The organism is Pseudomonas parasichuanensis (assembly GCF_021601385.1).
Classification (GTDB): Bacteria; Pseudomonadota; Gammaproteobacteria; order Pseudomonadales; family Pseudomonadaceae; genus Aquipseudomonas; species Aquipseudomonas parasichuanensis.
Genome location: NZ_BQHO01000058.1, coordinates 1 through 16,091, shown reverse-complemented (window position 1 = coordinate 16,091; position 16,091 = coordinate 1). Strand labels below are relative to the sequence as shown.

General features: G+C 57.7%; 14 protein-coding genes, 2 rRNA genes and 1 pseudogene. 10 read left to right on the top strand and 7 right to left on the bottom strand.

Going from position 1 to position 16,091, the window contains the following annotated elements:
* Together rrf (L6D77_RS27685) and rrf (L6D77_RS26415) are read left to right on the top strand one after the other, a co-directional pair.
* A 5S ribosomal RNA gene (gene rrf, locus L6D77_RS27685) occupies window positions 1-77 on the top strand; the annotation flags it as partial.
* A gap of 109 nt (window positions 78-186) precedes the next feature.
* Window positions 187-302, top strand: a 5S ribosomal RNA gene (gene rrf, locus L6D77_RS26415).
* Between the two features lie 89 nt (window positions 303-391).
* Here rrf (L6D77_RS26415) and L6D77_RS26410 read toward each other — a convergent pair.
* From L6D77_RS26410 to L6D77_RS26385, 6 genes are all read right to left on the bottom strand, one after another.
* Window positions 392-1,816 (bottom strand): mechanosensitive ion channel family protein, encoded by a 1,425-nt coding sequence (locus tag L6D77_RS26410; RefSeq protein WP_232885546.1) that lies wholly within the window; start codon window positions 1,814-1,816, stop codon window positions 392-394.
* Window positions 1,817-1,895: 79 nt separating this feature from the next.
* A complete protein-coding gene (locus L6D77_RS26405) occupies window positions 1,896-3,683 on the bottom strand; it encodes a monovalent cation:proton antiporter-2 (CPA2) family protein (RefSeq protein ID WP_232885547.1) in 1,788 nt (595 codons plus the stop codon).
* A gap of 221 nt (window positions 3,684-3,904) precedes the next feature.
* Window positions 3,905-4,921: an alpha/beta hydrolase gene (locus L6D77_RS26400; protein ID WP_232885548.1), complete on the bottom strand. Its 1,017-nt coding sequence runs from the start codon at window positions 4,919-4,921 to the stop codon at window positions 3,905-3,907.
* Between the two features lie 31 nt (window positions 4,922-4,952).
* On the bottom strand, window positions 4,953-5,204 hold the full coding sequence (locus L6D77_RS26395) for a DUF2790 domain-containing protein (protein WP_232885549.1): 252 nt from the start codon (window positions 5,202-5,204) through the stop codon (window positions 4,953-4,955).
* 128 nt (window positions 5,205-5,332) lie between these two features.
* Window positions 5,333-5,998: an ATP-binding protein gene (locus tag L6D77_RS26390; protein ID WP_275094600.1), complete on the bottom strand. Its 666-nt coding sequence runs from the start codon at window positions 5,996-5,998 to the stop codon at window positions 5,333-5,335.
* A gap of 428 nt (window positions 5,999-6,426) precedes the next feature.
* The gene (locus L6D77_RS26385) at window positions 6,427-6,780 is read right to left on the bottom strand and encodes a hypothetical protein (RefSeq protein ID WP_099430990.1); all 354 of its coding nucleotides are present in this window, start codon (window positions 6,778-6,780) and stop codon (window positions 6,427-6,429) included.
* 122 nt (window positions 6,781-6,902) lie between these two features.
* Here L6D77_RS26385 and L6D77_RS26380 point away from each other — a divergent pair, with 122 nt between their 5' ends.
* The 8 genes and pseudogenes from L6D77_RS26380 to L6D77_RS27640 form a co-directional block, all read left to right on the top strand.
* On the top strand, window positions 6,903-8,456 hold the full coding sequence (locus L6D77_RS26380; protein ID WP_099430991.1) for a recombinase family protein: 1,554 nt from the start codon (window positions 6,903-6,905) through the stop codon (window positions 8,454-8,456).
* Window positions 8,456-9,349: a ParB/RepB/Spo0J family partition protein gene (locus tag L6D77_RS26375; protein ID WP_099430992.1), complete on the top strand. Its 894-nt coding sequence runs from the start codon at window positions 8,456-8,458 to the stop codon at window positions 9,347-9,349. The genes L6D77_RS26380 and L6D77_RS26375 overlap by 1 nt, the downstream gene beginning before the upstream one ends.
* Window positions 9,346-10,251 (top strand): ParB/RepB/Spo0J family partition protein, encoded by a 906-nt coding sequence (locus L6D77_RS26370; protein WP_099430993.1) that lies wholly within the window; start codon window positions 9,346-9,348, stop codon window positions 10,249-10,251. Before L6D77_RS26375 ends, L6D77_RS26370 begins: the two co-directional genes overlap by 4 nt.
* 1,166 nt (window positions 10,252-11,417) lie before the next feature.
* A complete protein-coding gene (locus L6D77_RS26365) occupies window positions 11,418-11,624 on the top strand; it encodes a hypothetical protein (protein ID WP_099430994.1) in 207 nt (68 codons plus the stop codon).
* A 232-nt stretch (window positions 11,625-11,856) separates the two neighbouring features.
* Entirely contained in the window at window positions 11,857-12,534 is a 678-nt protein-coding gene (locus L6D77_RS26360) for a TnsA endonuclease N-terminal domain-containing protein (protein WP_099430995.1), read from the top strand.
* Window positions 12,521-14,416, top strand: coding sequence for a DNA-binding domain-containing protein (locus tag L6D77_RS26355; RefSeq protein ID WP_232885550.1), 1,896 nt, complete (start codon window positions 12,521-12,523; stop codon window positions 14,414-14,416). Before L6D77_RS26360 ends, L6D77_RS26355 begins: the two co-directional genes overlap by 14 nt.
* The gene (locus tag L6D77_RS26350) at window positions 14,413-15,291 is read left to right on the top strand and encodes a TniB family NTP-binding protein (protein WP_099430997.1); all 879 of its coding nucleotides are present in this window, start codon (window positions 14,413-14,415) and stop codon (window positions 15,289-15,291) included. The genes L6D77_RS26355 and L6D77_RS26350 overlap by 4 nt, the downstream gene beginning before the upstream one ends.
* Window positions 15,249-15,710, top strand: a pseudogene (locus L6D77_RS27640) (TniQ family protein); the annotation flags it as partial. The gene L6D77_RS26350 and the pseudogene L6D77_RS27640, both read left to right, overlap by 43 nt.
* A 125-nt stretch (window positions 15,711-15,835) precedes the next feature.
* Here L6D77_RS27640 and L6D77_RS26345 read toward each other — a convergent pair.
* Window positions 15,836-16,091: hypothetical protein (locus L6D77_RS26345; RefSeq protein WP_236170210.1), on the bottom strand; the 256-nt coding region annotated here is incomplete at its 5' end.

Below are 16,091 nucleotides of genomic sequence, written 5' to 3'. Positions count from 1 at the left end.
CCGAACTCAGTAGTGAAACGATGCATCGCCGATGGTAGTGTGGGGTTTCCCCATGTGAGAGTAGGTCATCGTCAAGATTCATTTCGCAAAACCCCTATCTGCGCATGCAGGTAGGGGTTTTGTCTTTAAGTAGGAACTACAGAGATTCGCAGGCACGTTCGAGTGACGAGCCAGCACACAGAATTTCTTGACGACCATAGAGCATTGGAACCACCTGATCCCATCCCGAACTCAGCAGTGAAACGATGCATCGCCGATGGTAGTGTGGGGTTTCCCCATGTGAGAGTAGGTCATCGTCAAGATTCAAATCCAAAGCCCCTGATCGCACTGCGGTCAGGGGCTTTGTCTTTTCCGGGGCTACATCCGGTATCCCGCAAGGCGAGGCACTCCGCTAGCGCAACCAGCTCAGAAACCCGCCTTTCTTCACTTGTGCAGGCTTCTGCATCAGCAGTGACTCCCGGCTCTGCTGACGGAACCGCTGAAGTTTGGTCAACGCCGACTGCACCTCGCTGCGCTGTTCCAGGCAACTACGTACCTGTTCTTTTTCGATGCGGTACAGCAGGCATCCGGTCAGGGTGCGAAACTCGGCAAACGAGTCATCGTCGTCAACGAGCCCTTCGATCCCGAGTACCTCGCCCGGGCCCATGCGCCCGGCTTCCACCAGCTTGTCACCATTGCGCACCGAAGCCTGAATCACGCCACTGCCGATCACCAGCAAGTGCTCCGAGTTGTCGCCGATGCCCAATATCACCTGGTTGGCCAGATACTCCACTGCTGTCATGCGCTGGCTCAGCGCGTCGCGCTCCTCGCCGCTGAGTGAGCGGAACACCCGCACCTCATCAATCAGCTCGCGTTGACGGCTGCGGGGGGCGAGTGTCAGGTCGACGTTCCACATCACACCGCTGGCCTCCAGGTGGCGATGGGCAAGGTCAAACAGCTGGTTGCGCACCTCGGTCTTGAGCGCCATGTCGGCGACGAAAGCGCTGGCCTCGTATTCCACGGACTCCAGTGAAGAAGCCTTGACCGTCACCTTAGGGGCGGGTGAGGCGAGCAGGGCACTGGTGCCTTGCAAAGCCTTCTCCAGCGCATCGAACACGCGCTTTGGCCGCACCTTGGCCGGTACCACCACGCTGATCACCACCCCATGCCGATCAGCCGGGCGGCTGTGGTTAAGCAGCCGAGCTTTGGCCGCCACCGAGTTGGGTATCACCGCCAGGCTACCTGTGCCGGTGATCATTCGCGTGGCGCGCCAGTCGATATCCACCACCTTGCCTTCGGTGCCGTCGATGGAGATGGCGTCGCCTATCTGATAGGGCCGCGTAGTATTGAGCACTATGCCGGAGAACACATCGCTCAACGTGCTTTGCAAGGCCAGGCCAATGACGATGGCCATCACCCCGGACGTGGCGAGCAAACCCTTGACCGGCAGCTGCAGTACATAGGCCGCTGCGGCCACCACTGCGGCAAGGAAGATCAGCGCCCCAATCACATCTTGTAGCAGGCGCCCGCCATGGCTTCCGCGTGCACCCAGCAGCAGGCCGAACACCACCGTCACCGTGCGCGCGCCGAACAGCCACCAGGCAATGGCGAGCACCGTTGCCATGAGATTGCGCGCCACTTCATCCACCCAGGGAGCTGGTTGCAGCGGGCTCATCCCTGCAGCGACCAGCACGGCGCTGAACAGCAGGAAGATCACCAGCCGTGAGGCGATGCGCCAGATGCGGTGCTGCTGTGGAATCAACTGCCAGAGCAACAAATCGCCAAGGATCAGGCAGGTGCCGAGCAGCAAGGGGTAGGACTGGATGAGCGCCAGCATGGTGTTCTCGCTGCAGGGGGCTGAACGTCAGTAAAGAGCAGGTTGAGCGGGCAGGCAATGGGCGTTCACCCCATGCTGGTCAATCCGCATCCGACTCGAACAATCGCGCCAGTTCCACCCGCGCCTCCTTGGCCGTCTGCATCACCTGGGCCCTATCGTCACGCACCCGGCCCTGAGCCTCCAGAACCTGCTCGTCGTGCTCGGTGAAGCGTGTAATACGGTCGCCGGCCTGCTCATCCGACAGCCCCAGCCCGACCAGCGCACGGCGGCTCATCTCGAGGCTGGAATAGAACGTCTCGCGGATTGGCTCGGCGCCGACATCCATCAGTTTGTGTACATGCTGACGGTTGCGTGCCCGGGCGATGACCTTGAGGTGCGGATACAGCCGCTTGACCCGCTCGGCGGTGCGAATGGTGGCCTCGGGGTCGTCACTGGTGATGATGAAATACTCAGCCTCGCCCACCTTGGCCGCATGCAGCACTTCGGGGCGAAGCGGGTCGCCGTAGAACACCGGGGCCTGCTCGAACATGCGCGTCATCTCGATGGCGTCCACCGAGGTTTCCAAGGCTATGAATGGGATCTTCTGCGCACGCAGAATGCGCGAAACGATCTGACCCATGCGGCCCATGCCGACGATCACTACGCGAGGGGTGCCGGCGTCGATGGTCTTGTACTGCTCGGGCACCTCGCGCGCTGCTTGTGGGCGTTTGAGGGCGCGGGCGCAGCCGAGCATGAGCAGTGGGGTTATGGCCATCGACAGGGTGATGGTCATCAGCAGCAGGTCGTAGGTGTGCGTGTCGAACAGGCCCTGATCCTTGCCCAGCTTGAACACCACAAAGGCGAACTCACCGCCGGCCGCCAGCACCATCCCTAAGCGCAGCGCGCTAGCGCTGTTCAGGCCACCGGCCAGGCGGCCGACACCGATGAGCAGCACCAGCTTCACCGCGATCAACAACAGGGTCAGGCCCAGCAGCACCAGCGGCATCTCCACCAGCAGGCGCAAGTTGGCGCCCATGCCGACACTGATGAAAAACAACCCCAGCAGCAGGCCTTTGAACGGCTCTATCTGTGATTCCAGCTCATGACGGTACTCGGAGTCCGCCAGCAGCAGGCCGGCCAGGAAGGCGCCGAGGGCCATGGAGATGCCTGCCTCTTCCATCAGCCAGGCGGTGCCGATCACCACCAGCAGGGCGGTGGCAGTGGACACCTCCGGCAGGCCGGTGCGGGCCACGGTACGGAACAGCGGGCGCAACAGGTAGCGGCCCCCGACGATGACGATAGCGATGCTGACGAACACTTTCAGGCCATGTTCAAGGCTGTCGCCATGGCTGGTGTCCGGGCCGCTGGCGGCCAGCAGCGGCACCAGGGCAATCAGCGGGATTGCGGCGATGTCCTGGAACAGCAAGATGGCGAAGGCCAGGCGGCCATGGGGCGCATTAAGCTGCTTGCTCTCGGCCAGGCTCTGCAAGCCAAGGGCGGTGGAAGACAGTGCCAGCCCAAGGCCCAGCACGATGGCGGCCGGGAGTGTCTGGTTGAAGCCGAACAAGGCGATGGCGCCGATCACCGCGCCAGTCAGCAGTACCTGGGCGGTACCAACGCCGAACACTGATTTGCGCATCAGCCACAGGCGTCTGGGCGAAAGCTCCAGGCCGATGATGAACAGCAGCAACACCACACCCAGTTCGGAGATGTGCGCGACACTTTCGGTGTCGCGGATCAGGCCCAGCGCTTGCGGGCCGATGGCCACACCGGCCAGCAGGTAACCGATCACGGCGCCCAGTTGCAGGCGCTTGGCCAGGGGCACGGCGACCACCGCGGCAAGGAGGAAGATGACTGCGGTTTGTAGAAGGCTGCCTTCGTGTGGCATTGCTCGTACTCCTTGAACTGCGTGAGGCAGCGCTTTAGGGAACGGATGGCACGTTGCCGAAGCTTATGCCATCGATGGAAGAGGCGAGCATTTTCAGGTGCTGTGGGAAACAGGACAATTCCACCCTAACGGGAAGCTTCGTTCTGAAAGTGGAACCTTTGGGCGGCCGATCGCGGGGCAAGTCGCATCGATGTCTCCGATGCAACTTGCCCCGCAACCCCTTACTGCAGATGCGTTTTCAGGGCCTGTGCCGCCTGGTCCATGGCACTGCGGACACTGGGCACGGTACTCAGCACGTTGAGCAGACCATAGTCATGGATCATGCCGTTGTAGCGCACCGCAGTCACCGGTACCCCGGCGGCATCGAGTTTGCGGGCGTAGGCTTCGCCTTCGTCACGCAGCACGTCCATCTCGGCGGTCTGTACCAGGGCCGGCGGCAGGCCCTTGAGTTGTTCCAGGCTGGCCCGCAGCGGCGAGGCATGGATGTCGTCGCGCTGACGCGGGTCTGTGGTGTAGCTGTTCCAGAACCACTGCATCATGTTGCGGGTCAGGAAGTGGCCCTCGGCGAACTGGGTATACGAGGCGTTGTTGAAGTTGGCATCGGTCACCGGCCACAACAACGCCTGGAAGCGCAGCTTCGGTGTGCCGGCCTCCTTGGCCTTGATCGCCACCACCGCGGCCATGTTGCCGCCGACGCTGTTGCCGGCGACCGCCAGGCGGGTGCCATCGACGCCGAGCTCCTGGCCATGCTCGGCGACCCAGCGGGTAGCGGCATAGGCCTGGTTGATCGCGGTGGGGAACTGCGCTTCTGGCGAAGGTGTGTAGTCGACGTACACCGCCGCGGCGCCGGAGCCGACCACCAGGTCGCGGATCAGTCGTTCGTGGGTGGGGTAATCGCCCAGCACCCAACCACCGCCGTGGAAGAACATGAACACTGGCAGGTCGCCGGTGGCGCCTTCAGGGCGTACCACGCGGATCTGCAGTGGCTGGCCATCGGCCTGAATGGTCCGGCGCTCGACGCGGATACCCGACACATCAACCTTGACCCCGGTCTGGGCGCCGCTAAGCACGGCGCGTGCGTCCTTGGGCGCCAGGGTTTCCAGCGGCTTGCCGCCGCCCGCGGCAAGCGCATCGAGGAAGCCTTGGGTGTTGCGCTCGACGCCAGGGCTGCCGGCGGCGAAGGCGCTGTTCACGGCCAGGGCCAGCAGGCCAGCGGTCAGGGTGCGGGACAGTTTCATGTGCGGGTTCCTCTGCGTGTGAGCCGGCTGCTCAGTTCTGGTTGGCAAGGGTGGTGGGCTGGCTGTAGCTCACGGCTTGCAATTGGCCGTTGCTATCGCGGTAGGTCAGGATGGCGGTGCTGGTGTGGCCCTGGCTGGTGGCGGGCGCCTCCACCGTCACTACCTGAGCAATGTCCAGGTTCATCCCGTAGCGGTAAGCGGTGGCTTCGGTGGCGAAGGCCCCGGCGCTGGTGCCGATGGCCAGGGTGGTGGCGCCGAGGGCGAGGATTGTGCGAAGGGTCATGATCGTTCTCCAGGATGTGCTGAATGGGTTTGGCGACTGCTTGCTGCGTGGGATTAATATTGAGCGCAAATAGTTAGTGCGCAAAATATATTTCAGCTATGGAGAAGATTGACGCTGTGCATGGCCTGTCAGCTGCCGGGTCGGTACTGCATGGCCTCGGCCAGATGAGCCCGGCCAATGGCCTCGGCCTGCTCCAGGTCTGCCAGTGTGCGGGCCACCTTGAGCAGTCGGTGGGCTGCCCGCAGCGACAGGGTGAGGCGCTCGCAGGCGGTTTCCAACCAGGCCTGGTCGGCCGATGTCAGCAGGCAATACCGGCGCAGGCCCTTGAGGTCGAGGAAGGCATTGGCGCAGCCCTGGCGACGTTGCTGCAGCGCGCGTGCCTCGGCCACGACAGCGGCGACACTGGCGCTGGTTTCACCGCTGGGTTGGTTACCGAGCACGGTATTCTCCCGGGCCACCGTCAGGTGCAGGTCGATGCGGTCGAGCAGGGGGCCGGAGAGCTTGTTGCGGTAGCGCTGGATCTGTTCGGGGCTGCAGCGGCACCGCCCGGTAGGGTCGCCAAAATAGCCGCAGGGGCAGGGGTTCATGGCCGCCACCAACTGGAAGCGTGCCGGGAAGCGCACCCGGTCCCGGGCCCGGGCGATCACGATCTCGCCCGACTCCAATGGCTCGCGCAACACTTCCAGCACGCGCCGCTCGAACTCTGGCAGCTCATCGAGAAACAGCACGCCATGGTGCGCCAGGGTGATTTCGCCCGGCTGCGGGCGACTGCCGCTGGGACAAAAAGAAATCACTGAGACTTTTCGCCGCTGAAACCATGATTATTCCATTAATTCTTAACTTAATGGCTGAGACAATGCCTCGCATTAGGTGGGAAGAAGACCAAAATTGGATGAATATGATGAGTCGTTCCTCACTGGTCATGGTGTCACGCTTCGAGCGGAGGGCAGCTTTAGATCAATAGCTCCCTTCGGAAAGGCAATATTTACCCTAGCAATCGGTCGAAGATGACCTTGCGACACAAAGCTGCCTGTGGAGAGCGGCAGCAATCGGCTAACTGCGGACATTCATCTGAACAATAATCCCGCCACCAGCCTTTTAGCCTTGGACATCCCGTACTCTTCAAATGCAGAATCTACATACTTTGAATGGCTTGGAACCTTCTGAATATGGAGGATTCAGGCTACAGCGATAGAGAGCCGGGAGACCGCGCAAAGGGATGTCAGTGAGCGCTGCCAGGACCCAGGCAAGCCTCGATCATTTCCGCGACGTCAAGCAAGCGCTCGCGCAAAGCGGGAAGCCAGACCACTGCGACGGACGAGTTCCGCTGTGCCAATTCAAGCACTGCCTGAAGCGCATGGTCTGAATGCCGCATTAATTCAACTAAATGAACGCCGCTGGGACCATGGCTGCCCGCCAGCCAGTGCTTAGCGGTGCGTTCACTGGCATCGGTCCAATGGCGCAGCGTCTTGATTGCTCGATGTGACGTACCTAATTCGGTGCATAGGGCAGCGGCTACGGCGCTGGCGTAGATTTCTGCATTGATTGGAAATGGATTGCCCATTTTCGCGATCATCTTTCCGTATCTCCTCTTTATATTCGTGTGTAGCGCATCTGATGTTGGCCGGTAGGTGTGGTGCGGTCTACGGCTTGGCATAGGTGTAGACCCCGAGTAACTGAGGGGGCATCGATCAAGAAATGAGACAATCACCTCTATCCACGACCGAGGGCGGCAATAGAGCTGCTGCCTATGTCCGCATGTCGACAGAGCACCAGCAGTACTCCACTGAAAATCAGCTGGATGCCATTCGCGTTTATGCGGCAGCACATGAGCTGGAGATCGTCCGGGTGTACACCGATGCGGGTAAAAGTGGCTTGAGCCTGGATGGTCGGGAAGCTCTCCAGCAGCTACTTCGAGATGTCGACGCGGGTCAGTCCGAGTTCTCTGTAATTCTGGTCTATGACGTAAGTCGTTGGGGGCGTTTTCAGGACCCTGATGTGAGCGCCAGCTACGAAGTTCGATGTCGGCAGGCGGGTGTCAGAGTCGAATATTGCGCCGAACAGTTCGTTAACGATGGCTCACCGGTATCCAGCATCATCAAGAGTGTTAAACGCATGATGGCTGGTGAGTACAGCCGTGAGTTGTCCGTCAAGGTATTTGCGGGGCAGTCGCGCTTGATCCAGCTGGGATACCGACAAGGTGGCCCGGCTGGATATGGATTGCGTCGTCAACTTATCGATCAGGCAGGGCAGCCTAAAGCAATCTTGGATCGGGGAGAGTACAAAAGCCTTCAGACGGATCGGGTGATTCTTACGCCTGGTCCGGAGTCCGAACAACAGGTCGTTCAAGACATTTACCAGGCCTTTGTCAGGGAAGGTCGAACCGAAGCTGAAATTGCAACTCAACTGAATCGGCGTGGACTGCTTACAGACTTCCAGCGACCGTGGTCACGGGGGGTAGTGCATCAGGTCTTGATCAACGAAAAGTACATCGGTAATAACGTCTGGAATCGCACGTCTGGCAAGCTGAAACAGCCCCGAACATCCAATCCGGTTGATCAGTTGGTGAGGGCCGACGGAGCTTTCTCCTCTGTGGTCGACCACGCTTTGTTTCTTGCGGCGCAGGCCATTATCCGAGCGCGGTCACGGCACTGGACTGACGAGCAAATGCTGGCGACGCTGAAGCAACTATTTGCGGAGCGAGGTTGTCTGTCTGGGTTGATCATTGATGAGCAAGAGGATTGCCCCTCCAGCAGTTGTTATCGCCAGCGCTTTGGTAGTCTGCTACGCAGCTACAGTCTGATTGGCTATTCACCCGCACGGGACTACAGCTTTCTGGAGGCCAATCGTCGCCTGCGAGAGCTGTATCCGCACATATTGGTCGACACGCAGGAGCGCATTCGTCTTGTCGGTGGACACATCTCGGTCGATCCCCAGACCCAACTGGTTTGGATTAATGATGAGTTCTCGATCTCGGTGGTGCTTTGCCGCTGTCAATGCTCAGAGTCGCCGCGCAGACGTTGGCAGCTACGCTTCGACTTCGGTTTGTTACCTGACCTGACGGTCGCTGTTCGCATGCTCCCTGGTGAGCAGGAGGTGCTTGATTACTACCTCTTTCCCATGATCGATTTGGCGGCCCCCCACCTGCGTCTGGGAGATACTAATCCGCGTGAATTGGAACTCTATCGGTTCGACAGTTTGGACATCCTGGCGGCCCTGAGTCGACGTATACCCTTGTGGAGCGCAGCGTAATGGTTGCATCGGGAGAGCATCTTGCACTTCATGTGGCTCAGGCGGCGCCTATTGCGCATATCCCACTCGCGGATATTCGCGTGCTCAACCCGCGTAGTCGCAATCAACAAGTGTTTGCACGCCTAGTAGAAAACATTGCGAGTCTGGGGTTGAAACGACCGATCACGGTTACCCGCAACGGTTCGAGTTTCGACCTGATCTGTGGGCAGGGACGCTTCGAGGCCTTCAAGGTCCTGGGGGAGTCGGCCATTCCGGCGGTGGTGGTGACGGCGGCTGAGGCGGACCGCTATCTCATCAGCTTGGTAGAGAATCTGGCGCGACGCAAGCACTCGAACCGCGACTTGCTGATGGCGATAAACGTACTGCACGAGCGTGGCTACTCCATTAGGCAGATTGCTCAGAAAACCTGCTTGGACCGTGCCTATGTCGGCGGCATTCTGATCTTGTTGAGGCAGGGAGAGGAGCGCTTGATCGCTGCCGTCGAAAAGGGCTGGCTACCGATTAAAGTCGCGATCCATGTGGCACGGTCTGACGATGCCCAGGTCCAGGCCGCCATGGTCGAGGCCTATGAAAGTGGGCTGCTGAAAGGAGATGAACTCATCAAGGTGCGCCGTCTGATCGACCGTCGACGAGTTCTTGGGAAAGATTACGGTAAGCATCAGGGAGGCGAGCGCATGACCACTCCTCGCCAGTTGCTGACCGCCTATCAGACTGAGGTTCGCCGTCAGCGCCTAATGGTGAAGAAGGCAGACATCAGCGAGCAACGATTGCTATTCGTCGTGACTGCATTACGTCGGTTACTAGCCGATGAATTTTTTCGGTCGATGTTACACAGCGAAGGCATTGATGATATGCCGCAGGTATTGGCCGAGCGTATTCAGGGGGACGCATGACTATCGTCAAGCGTGCCTTTGAGCCTGATTTGATTATCGTCCGCCTACCGCTGATCCTGCCCTCTCGCCAAGTCACCCACGATATGCTGACCTCCGTCAAGTATGCGGCGATTTTAGCTTCCATCCGCGAGCTGGGGGTGGTCGAACCGCTCGCGGTGCATCCCGAGCCGGTTCACGGTGTGGGAGAGGAGCCCCATTATCTGTTGCTGGATGGTCATTTGCGACTGGCTGCGCTCGTACAGCTGGGAGCAAAAGACGCGTTGTGCCTGTTGGCGACAGATGACGAAGGCTTTACCTACAACCGGCAGATCAACCGACTTACCCCAATTCAAGAGCACAAGATGATTCTGGAGGCCATTCGCAAAGGAACGACCGCCGAGCGGATTGCCGAAGTCTTGAGCGTCAACGTTGGACGTATCCGTGAGCGCCAGCATTTGCTGCGGGGGATTGCGCCGGAAGTCGCTGAGATGCTGAAAACGCGAATGGTCAGTCAGGCAGTCTTTCGCGTGCTGCGCAAGATGAAGCCAATGCGCCAGATAGAATTAGTCGAGATGATGATTTCGGCCAACTGTTTCACTGGCCGCTACGCCGAAATGGTCTTGGCCGCGACGCGTCCTGAACAGCTGGTCGAGGCAAAGAAAGTTAGTGAGGGTGTGACTGCTGAAGACATTGCACGCATGGAGCGGGAGATGGAAAAGCTCTACCATGATTACCGGTTGGTCGAGGACACCCTCGGCGAAACAATGCTAGTACTCGTGGTAGCCAAGGGCTATGTATCTCGCATGCTGCGCAATCAGACTATCGCAGCTTACCTAGAGCGCTTCGAGCCTGACCTGGTGCGGGAGCTGGCGGGGGTTGTGGAGGCGGTCACCGCAGATGCACGTAGTCTGGAGCGTGAATAGACCTATCTGCTGTGTTGATTGGGAGGTCATCATTCGTTTTTGGGACAGATCGTCAGTGCTACTTTGGTGAGGGCATGGGCTCTGGCTGAAATCGCGGTTTCGTCCCACGCAGAGGTAGCAATCAGTAGGACATTGAGACCGAGGCTGGCATTGGCATTAGCTTGTCGCGTTTCGCCGCAAAATCGCAGTGTTGCGCCGTTCTATTGACGCTGAGGTTCAGCAGCATCAATTTGGCTAACATTGGGATGCTCTCATGTGCTCACGAATCAGGAACTGCCAGAGCGTCAATGTGTCGCAAGGGCGCACTATCACTTCAATATCCGACTCATGGCTGTCGGCTGCCACGCTGCCATCTTTCAGTGGCCAGTGGGACGTTCCAACTGCGCGGCAAAATATGGTCTATATCAAGCGCTGATAGGTTTGGTACTTCTGGCTCTTCGCTTTTAACGGTTGGCCGTAAACCGCCCTCGAGTTCCGTTAGCAGCGTACAGGTTCTTGCGGTATCCAGCCGGCCTCGGTGCAACGGTGCGCTGACACAGCCGCTAAGGAATTCACTGATCAGCGTCAGCTGTATTCAAATGTGATGAAGGATTGCGTTGGGTCGAAGGCAGCGTTCGTGACTCGCAGCTTACCGATTGCGGCCCTTTGCGAAGAGCCGTTTTGCGTCGATAGCAGCCATCTCTGACTGGCCGCTAACGACCCTCAGCTAAGGTTCGATACGCTGTATTCGGCCTGATTGCTTCGACTAGAAGGTGTCTACAAAGCGAATCAGAAATGATTAGCATCGACAGTAATGTTGGTATGGCATAGCGTCAGGACCGATGGGGTACTACCCTGTAACCCTAATTTTTTAGCTGTAACCTACTGAGGGTTACAACTAAAAAAATAGGGTTACAAATCCATTAAGCGACCCTACGTGTCGCTTAAGGCCCAAAGCGATAGGGGGGCGCTAAATCTAAGTGCAACGCCCCCTGCTGAAGCGGAGTAAGACGCTTGGGCTAAGGCAGGGACTGGCCTGGGCATCATCTGCTATCGACCCCAAAAAGGTGGGTACGGGGCTTAGCAGGTCTTCCTGGAGTGTGGAGGCGTCTACGAAACTAGGGGGCGATTCAGCTTGTTAAAACCAGTGGGCCACTGTCGACTATTCACTGAGGCACAGTCACGAGATGAAAAAAAAAGAATCTGTTCTTTACCCCGATCACCCCATGTATCAAGACGCTGTGGAAGCGATGAAGCAGTACCATGAGGCGCAGGCTCGTGGCTGTCCCTTTGAAGAGATCGAACGACTGCGTCAAATTGCAGAGTCACAGTTCCGGGCTGTGAACGAGTACCAGCTGAGGGCCATGGGCTGCCATTCTCGAAGATTCCACTGATAGCTACGTGTTTGGACCAACGGTAGGTGCAGGGTTTGCAGATCGGTCTACTCTTTAATCCCCCCCCCCTCTCCGTAACCTCATATCGAGCCCATGCGACTTAGCCACAGCGCGGTGCACAAGGGCATGAAGCTCACAGCGATCCTGTGTCCCTCCTAAAGGGTCAGATAGCCGATTCTGTTGATGTGAAGGCTGAGTAGCATCGTTGGCATCTAAGCCAAAAGGTGCCCCTATGTCTTCTACCGTTTACAAGGGTCAGATCATCTCCCAAGCCCGCAAAAGCCGATCTATGAATCGTAGCCTCTCGGGTGTGTTTCCTTTTCGAGGCCAAGGTGTTTCGTACGAGTCCGGCCTTGAGCGCGACTTCATCAGGATCTGGTCGCTAGCCCCAGAAGTCGTGGCGATCATTGCGCAGCCTGTCCAGATTCCTTTCGTTGGCCACAACGGAAATCGATACATCCATACGCCTGATTTCTTCGTCCAGTTTGACGACTTGCTCGAGCTGAAACCCCTCCTGGTGGAAGTGAAGCCGCGTGAAGCCTGGACAGAAAACTGGCGTGAGTGGCTGCCCAAATGGAAAGCTGCATGGCGGTACGCCCAATCTCAAGGGTGGACCTTTCACATCTTCGACGAGTCGCGAATTCGCGGAGTGAGGCTGAAGAATGTCGAGTTCCTTCAGCGCTACCGCAACATGGACCTGGACCCGACACGAATTACTGCAGTCCTCAATAGTTTGGACCTGATGCGACATGCGCCCTTCCACATCTTGCTGGCATTGCATTTTCACGGTCATGAGGCGGTGGGCCGATCTTACCTGCTGCACCTCCTCGCGGTTGGAAAGGTCTGGACGGACCTTGATGAAGAGATCGATCAGTTTTCGATCCTGAGGTGCCACGATGAGCGTTACTGACGAGGGGTTGGTGCTCAATCGAGGGACATTGAGCATTCAGGTGGGCGAGTTCGTTAAGCATCTGAAATGTGTTTACAGAATCTTGGTCCTGGTCGACTTTCACCATGTCCTTGGACAGGACGTCGAGTCGGGTTTGTCCAAAATGCTCCCCATTGCTGGCCTGCAGAAGCCGGAGCCTGATGGTGGACGACTGCGTTCGTGTGGCATCGACCTTCAGCGGATCGCTGATAAGGACTGGGCAGTCGCAGAGCGGCGATACGCAGTTATCGCTCCATTGCTGGCCAAAGACATGCACGTGCAGAGTGCAGTGCTCAAGCGTGCCGAAGAATGCGGCGTTAGTAGGGCAACGATCTATCGGTGGCTGTACGCCTACAGTGAAGGCAGTCAGTTCTTGAGCTTGTTGCCCCATACACCAGGGTGGAAGAAAGGAAATAGCCGGGTAGCTGAAGGTGTCGAAGACATCATAGGTGAAGTGATTCAGACCCTTTACCTCTCCACGCGCAGGGCCACTATCAAAGATGTTTCTGAGGAGGTGGAAAAACGATGTAAAGAGAAGGGCTTCAGGACCCCGTCCATTCCTACTATCACACGGCGGATTCGCAAAATACCGCGGAAGAAAATTCTCAGAGCCAGAGGCTACTCGGAGCTCGCCTCCAATACCTACGACGCGCGGCCTGGGAAGTATTCTGCGGATTACCCCCTGCATCGTATTCAGATTGATCACAGTCCAGCTGACGTCATCATTGTCGATGACATCCATCGAAATTCCATTGGCCGGCCGTGGGTGACGATGGCCATCGATATGTACTCGCGCATGGTCGTCGGTTACTACATCTCGCTTGAGGCGCCATCGGCAGTTTCGGTCGCCATGTGTCTGATTCAGGCCATGCTGCCGAAACACGAGTGGCTGAACCACCACTCGGTCGTGGGTGAGTGGCCCGTATGGGGGAAACCCCACGAAATTCACAGCGATAACGGTCCAGATTTTAAAGCGAAGGCATTGATTCAGTCCTGCACTGCGCACGGCATTGATCGACAGTTCCGGCCTCGTAAGAAACCGCATTGGGGCGGGCATATCGAATCGCTCATGGAAGGTAACGCCAAGGTGTTCAGCAAGCTTGCAGGGGCTACTCAGCGCAATCCGGAGGATCGAGGCGATGTTAACTCCGACAAAGAGGCGACCATGAGCTTCGACGCGCTGGAAGCCTGGTTAATTCACACGATTCTGATCTACAACAACAAACCGCACAGCGGTATTGAATTCAAACCGCCGATCAAAATGTGGAACGAGGCCTTCTGGGGGCCGAAAGCGATCTGTGGGATGCCGCCCATGCCTGAAGACCCGCTGACCTTGCAGATCGACTTTCTGCCGGCGGATTACCGAACGATTCATCCCTACGGCGTTGAATGGAGCGCGATCTACTATGCCGAGGCCTTGCGCCCTTGGATCAGCCATGTAGATCCGGCCACCGGTAAAAAGTCTAAATTCCTCTTCCGGCGCGATACGCGCGACATCAACTTCATCTGGTTCTTCGATCCGGGCTTGGAGCGCTACTTCAAAATTCCGCTGGCCAATCATCGCTTCGAGGGCGTATCCGTCGCGGAGTACGTCGCGACCAAGCGGGAGAGGAAGAAGCACAATTTAGGCTCGGTGGATGATGAGGCCATCGCACGCAGCATTGAAGCTCAGCGGCAGATCGAGCAAGCAGAGGCTGTGCGAACCAAGGACGCGCGGCGGCAAGCACAAAGGAAGAAGAACAAATCGAGTGGTAAGACTCCAGCAACGGTGCTCATGGGGCAACCCTCTGCACCAAAATCTACTCCGGCTGTGGACGATGCCTGGGGTGACGACGATGTGGCCCTATACGGAGGCGTGGCATGAGCAATTATTCCCATCTCCTCCCACAGTTCCGCTCTGCACTTGAGTTGTCAGACGCTGAGCGCCTGGCTTCAATCAAGTCGCGCTGGATCGATTACGAACTCTCGCAGGATCTGTTCGATCGACTGTACGCCAAGCTATGTGGTCATCGAGATATTCCGGACTTCCTCATCCTGGGGGAATCCCGGATGGGTAAGTCATCGTTGATTAACCGTTTTGAGTCCCTTCATGGGACTTCGTATGTCAACGAGGATGGTTGCAGGGTACGGCCCATCGTCTCCATTGAGGTCAGCAAGCCGAGTCTGCGGATGTTCTATTGCGAGATTCTCAGATGCTCTAGCTCGCCTTTCAATCCAGATGCGACCGAGACCAAGCTGCGCTTCCAAATGGAAGAGTTGCTCACTTCCTGTCACACCAAGATGTTGATCATCGATGAGATCCAGACCATTGCAAACGGTACCTCCCGCCAGGTGGCCGATTTCATGAATGAGATCAAACGCCTGACAAATACGTTGAAGCTTGCAATCGTGGGAGTGGGTATGCCGAGTGCTCACAGATTGTTGACGCTTGAGCGGCAATACGCCGCTCGATTCGTCACCTACGAATTACCGGTATGGGGGCCAAGCCTGGCGTTTCGCCAACTGCTGAAAGGCTTTGAGTCCTGGCTCCCCCTCAAGCAGCCATCGAGCCTGACGAACAAGGAGATTGCCGCCTTGATCCTCAAGCGCAGCCAAGGAATCACTGGCTACGTCGAAGAAATTCTGTTTCACAGTGCCCGGAAGGCAATCGAAACCGGCAAGGAGAAGATCGACCTCGAGCTTCTGGAGAAATACAAATGGGCTCCCGATGCTTTTGGCATGAGAAAGTATGCCCCGTAGAGCCGTTGTGGCCATGCGTGCCTGCTCTGCAGCGTGATGAACTGTTTTCCTCTTGGCTCATCCGCTGCTCGCTTCATCATGCGTGTGATGCTGTGGAATTTGCCCATTGGCTTTGGCCAAAAAGACGAGCCTGGACCAGCGACATCGATCAGAACATCTGTTCGCTCCAGCTGGACGCCTTGCACATGAAAAGCGGCATTTCAACTGGCTCGCTGATGGCGTCGTCATTGGTACCGTTGTGCAGGCACCTAGGGCTGACGTGCCCAGCCAAAGGCATCATGCCTTGGGTACTATCTTTAGGCGGCAGATACCTTAGGCGTGCAGGTGGTCTGCAGTACTGTCCCCTCTGTTTCGCCGAAGGCGTACCGTTTTATCGGCAACAATGGCGTATGGCTTGGTGCACCTGCTGTCCTGATCATGGGGTAATGCTGTGCGATCACTGTCCACACTGCCTGGCCGTGTTGGCTCCCCATCGCCTGACTTATCAAATGCGTAATCTAGGCCAATGCCATCAGTGCGGGCAGAACTTAACTGAGACTGATACTCAAGCTGCTGGCATTGACGTTTTGACATGGGAGCGCTGCGCTGACGCTTTTTTCCATGGGCGACCGATGCAGTGGGGATGGCCGCTGATGAGCGTGCCAGAAGGTTTTGTATTTCTTCGGGAGATTCTTCTGTTGCCGCTGACCGAAAACTGACCCAGTAGAGGCTGTTCTGCCGACTGAAAACTGACCCAGGTGTTCAACTGCTTCTGCTCAATTTTTGAGCAGGAGAACACAGGGTGATCAGTATGGAAATGA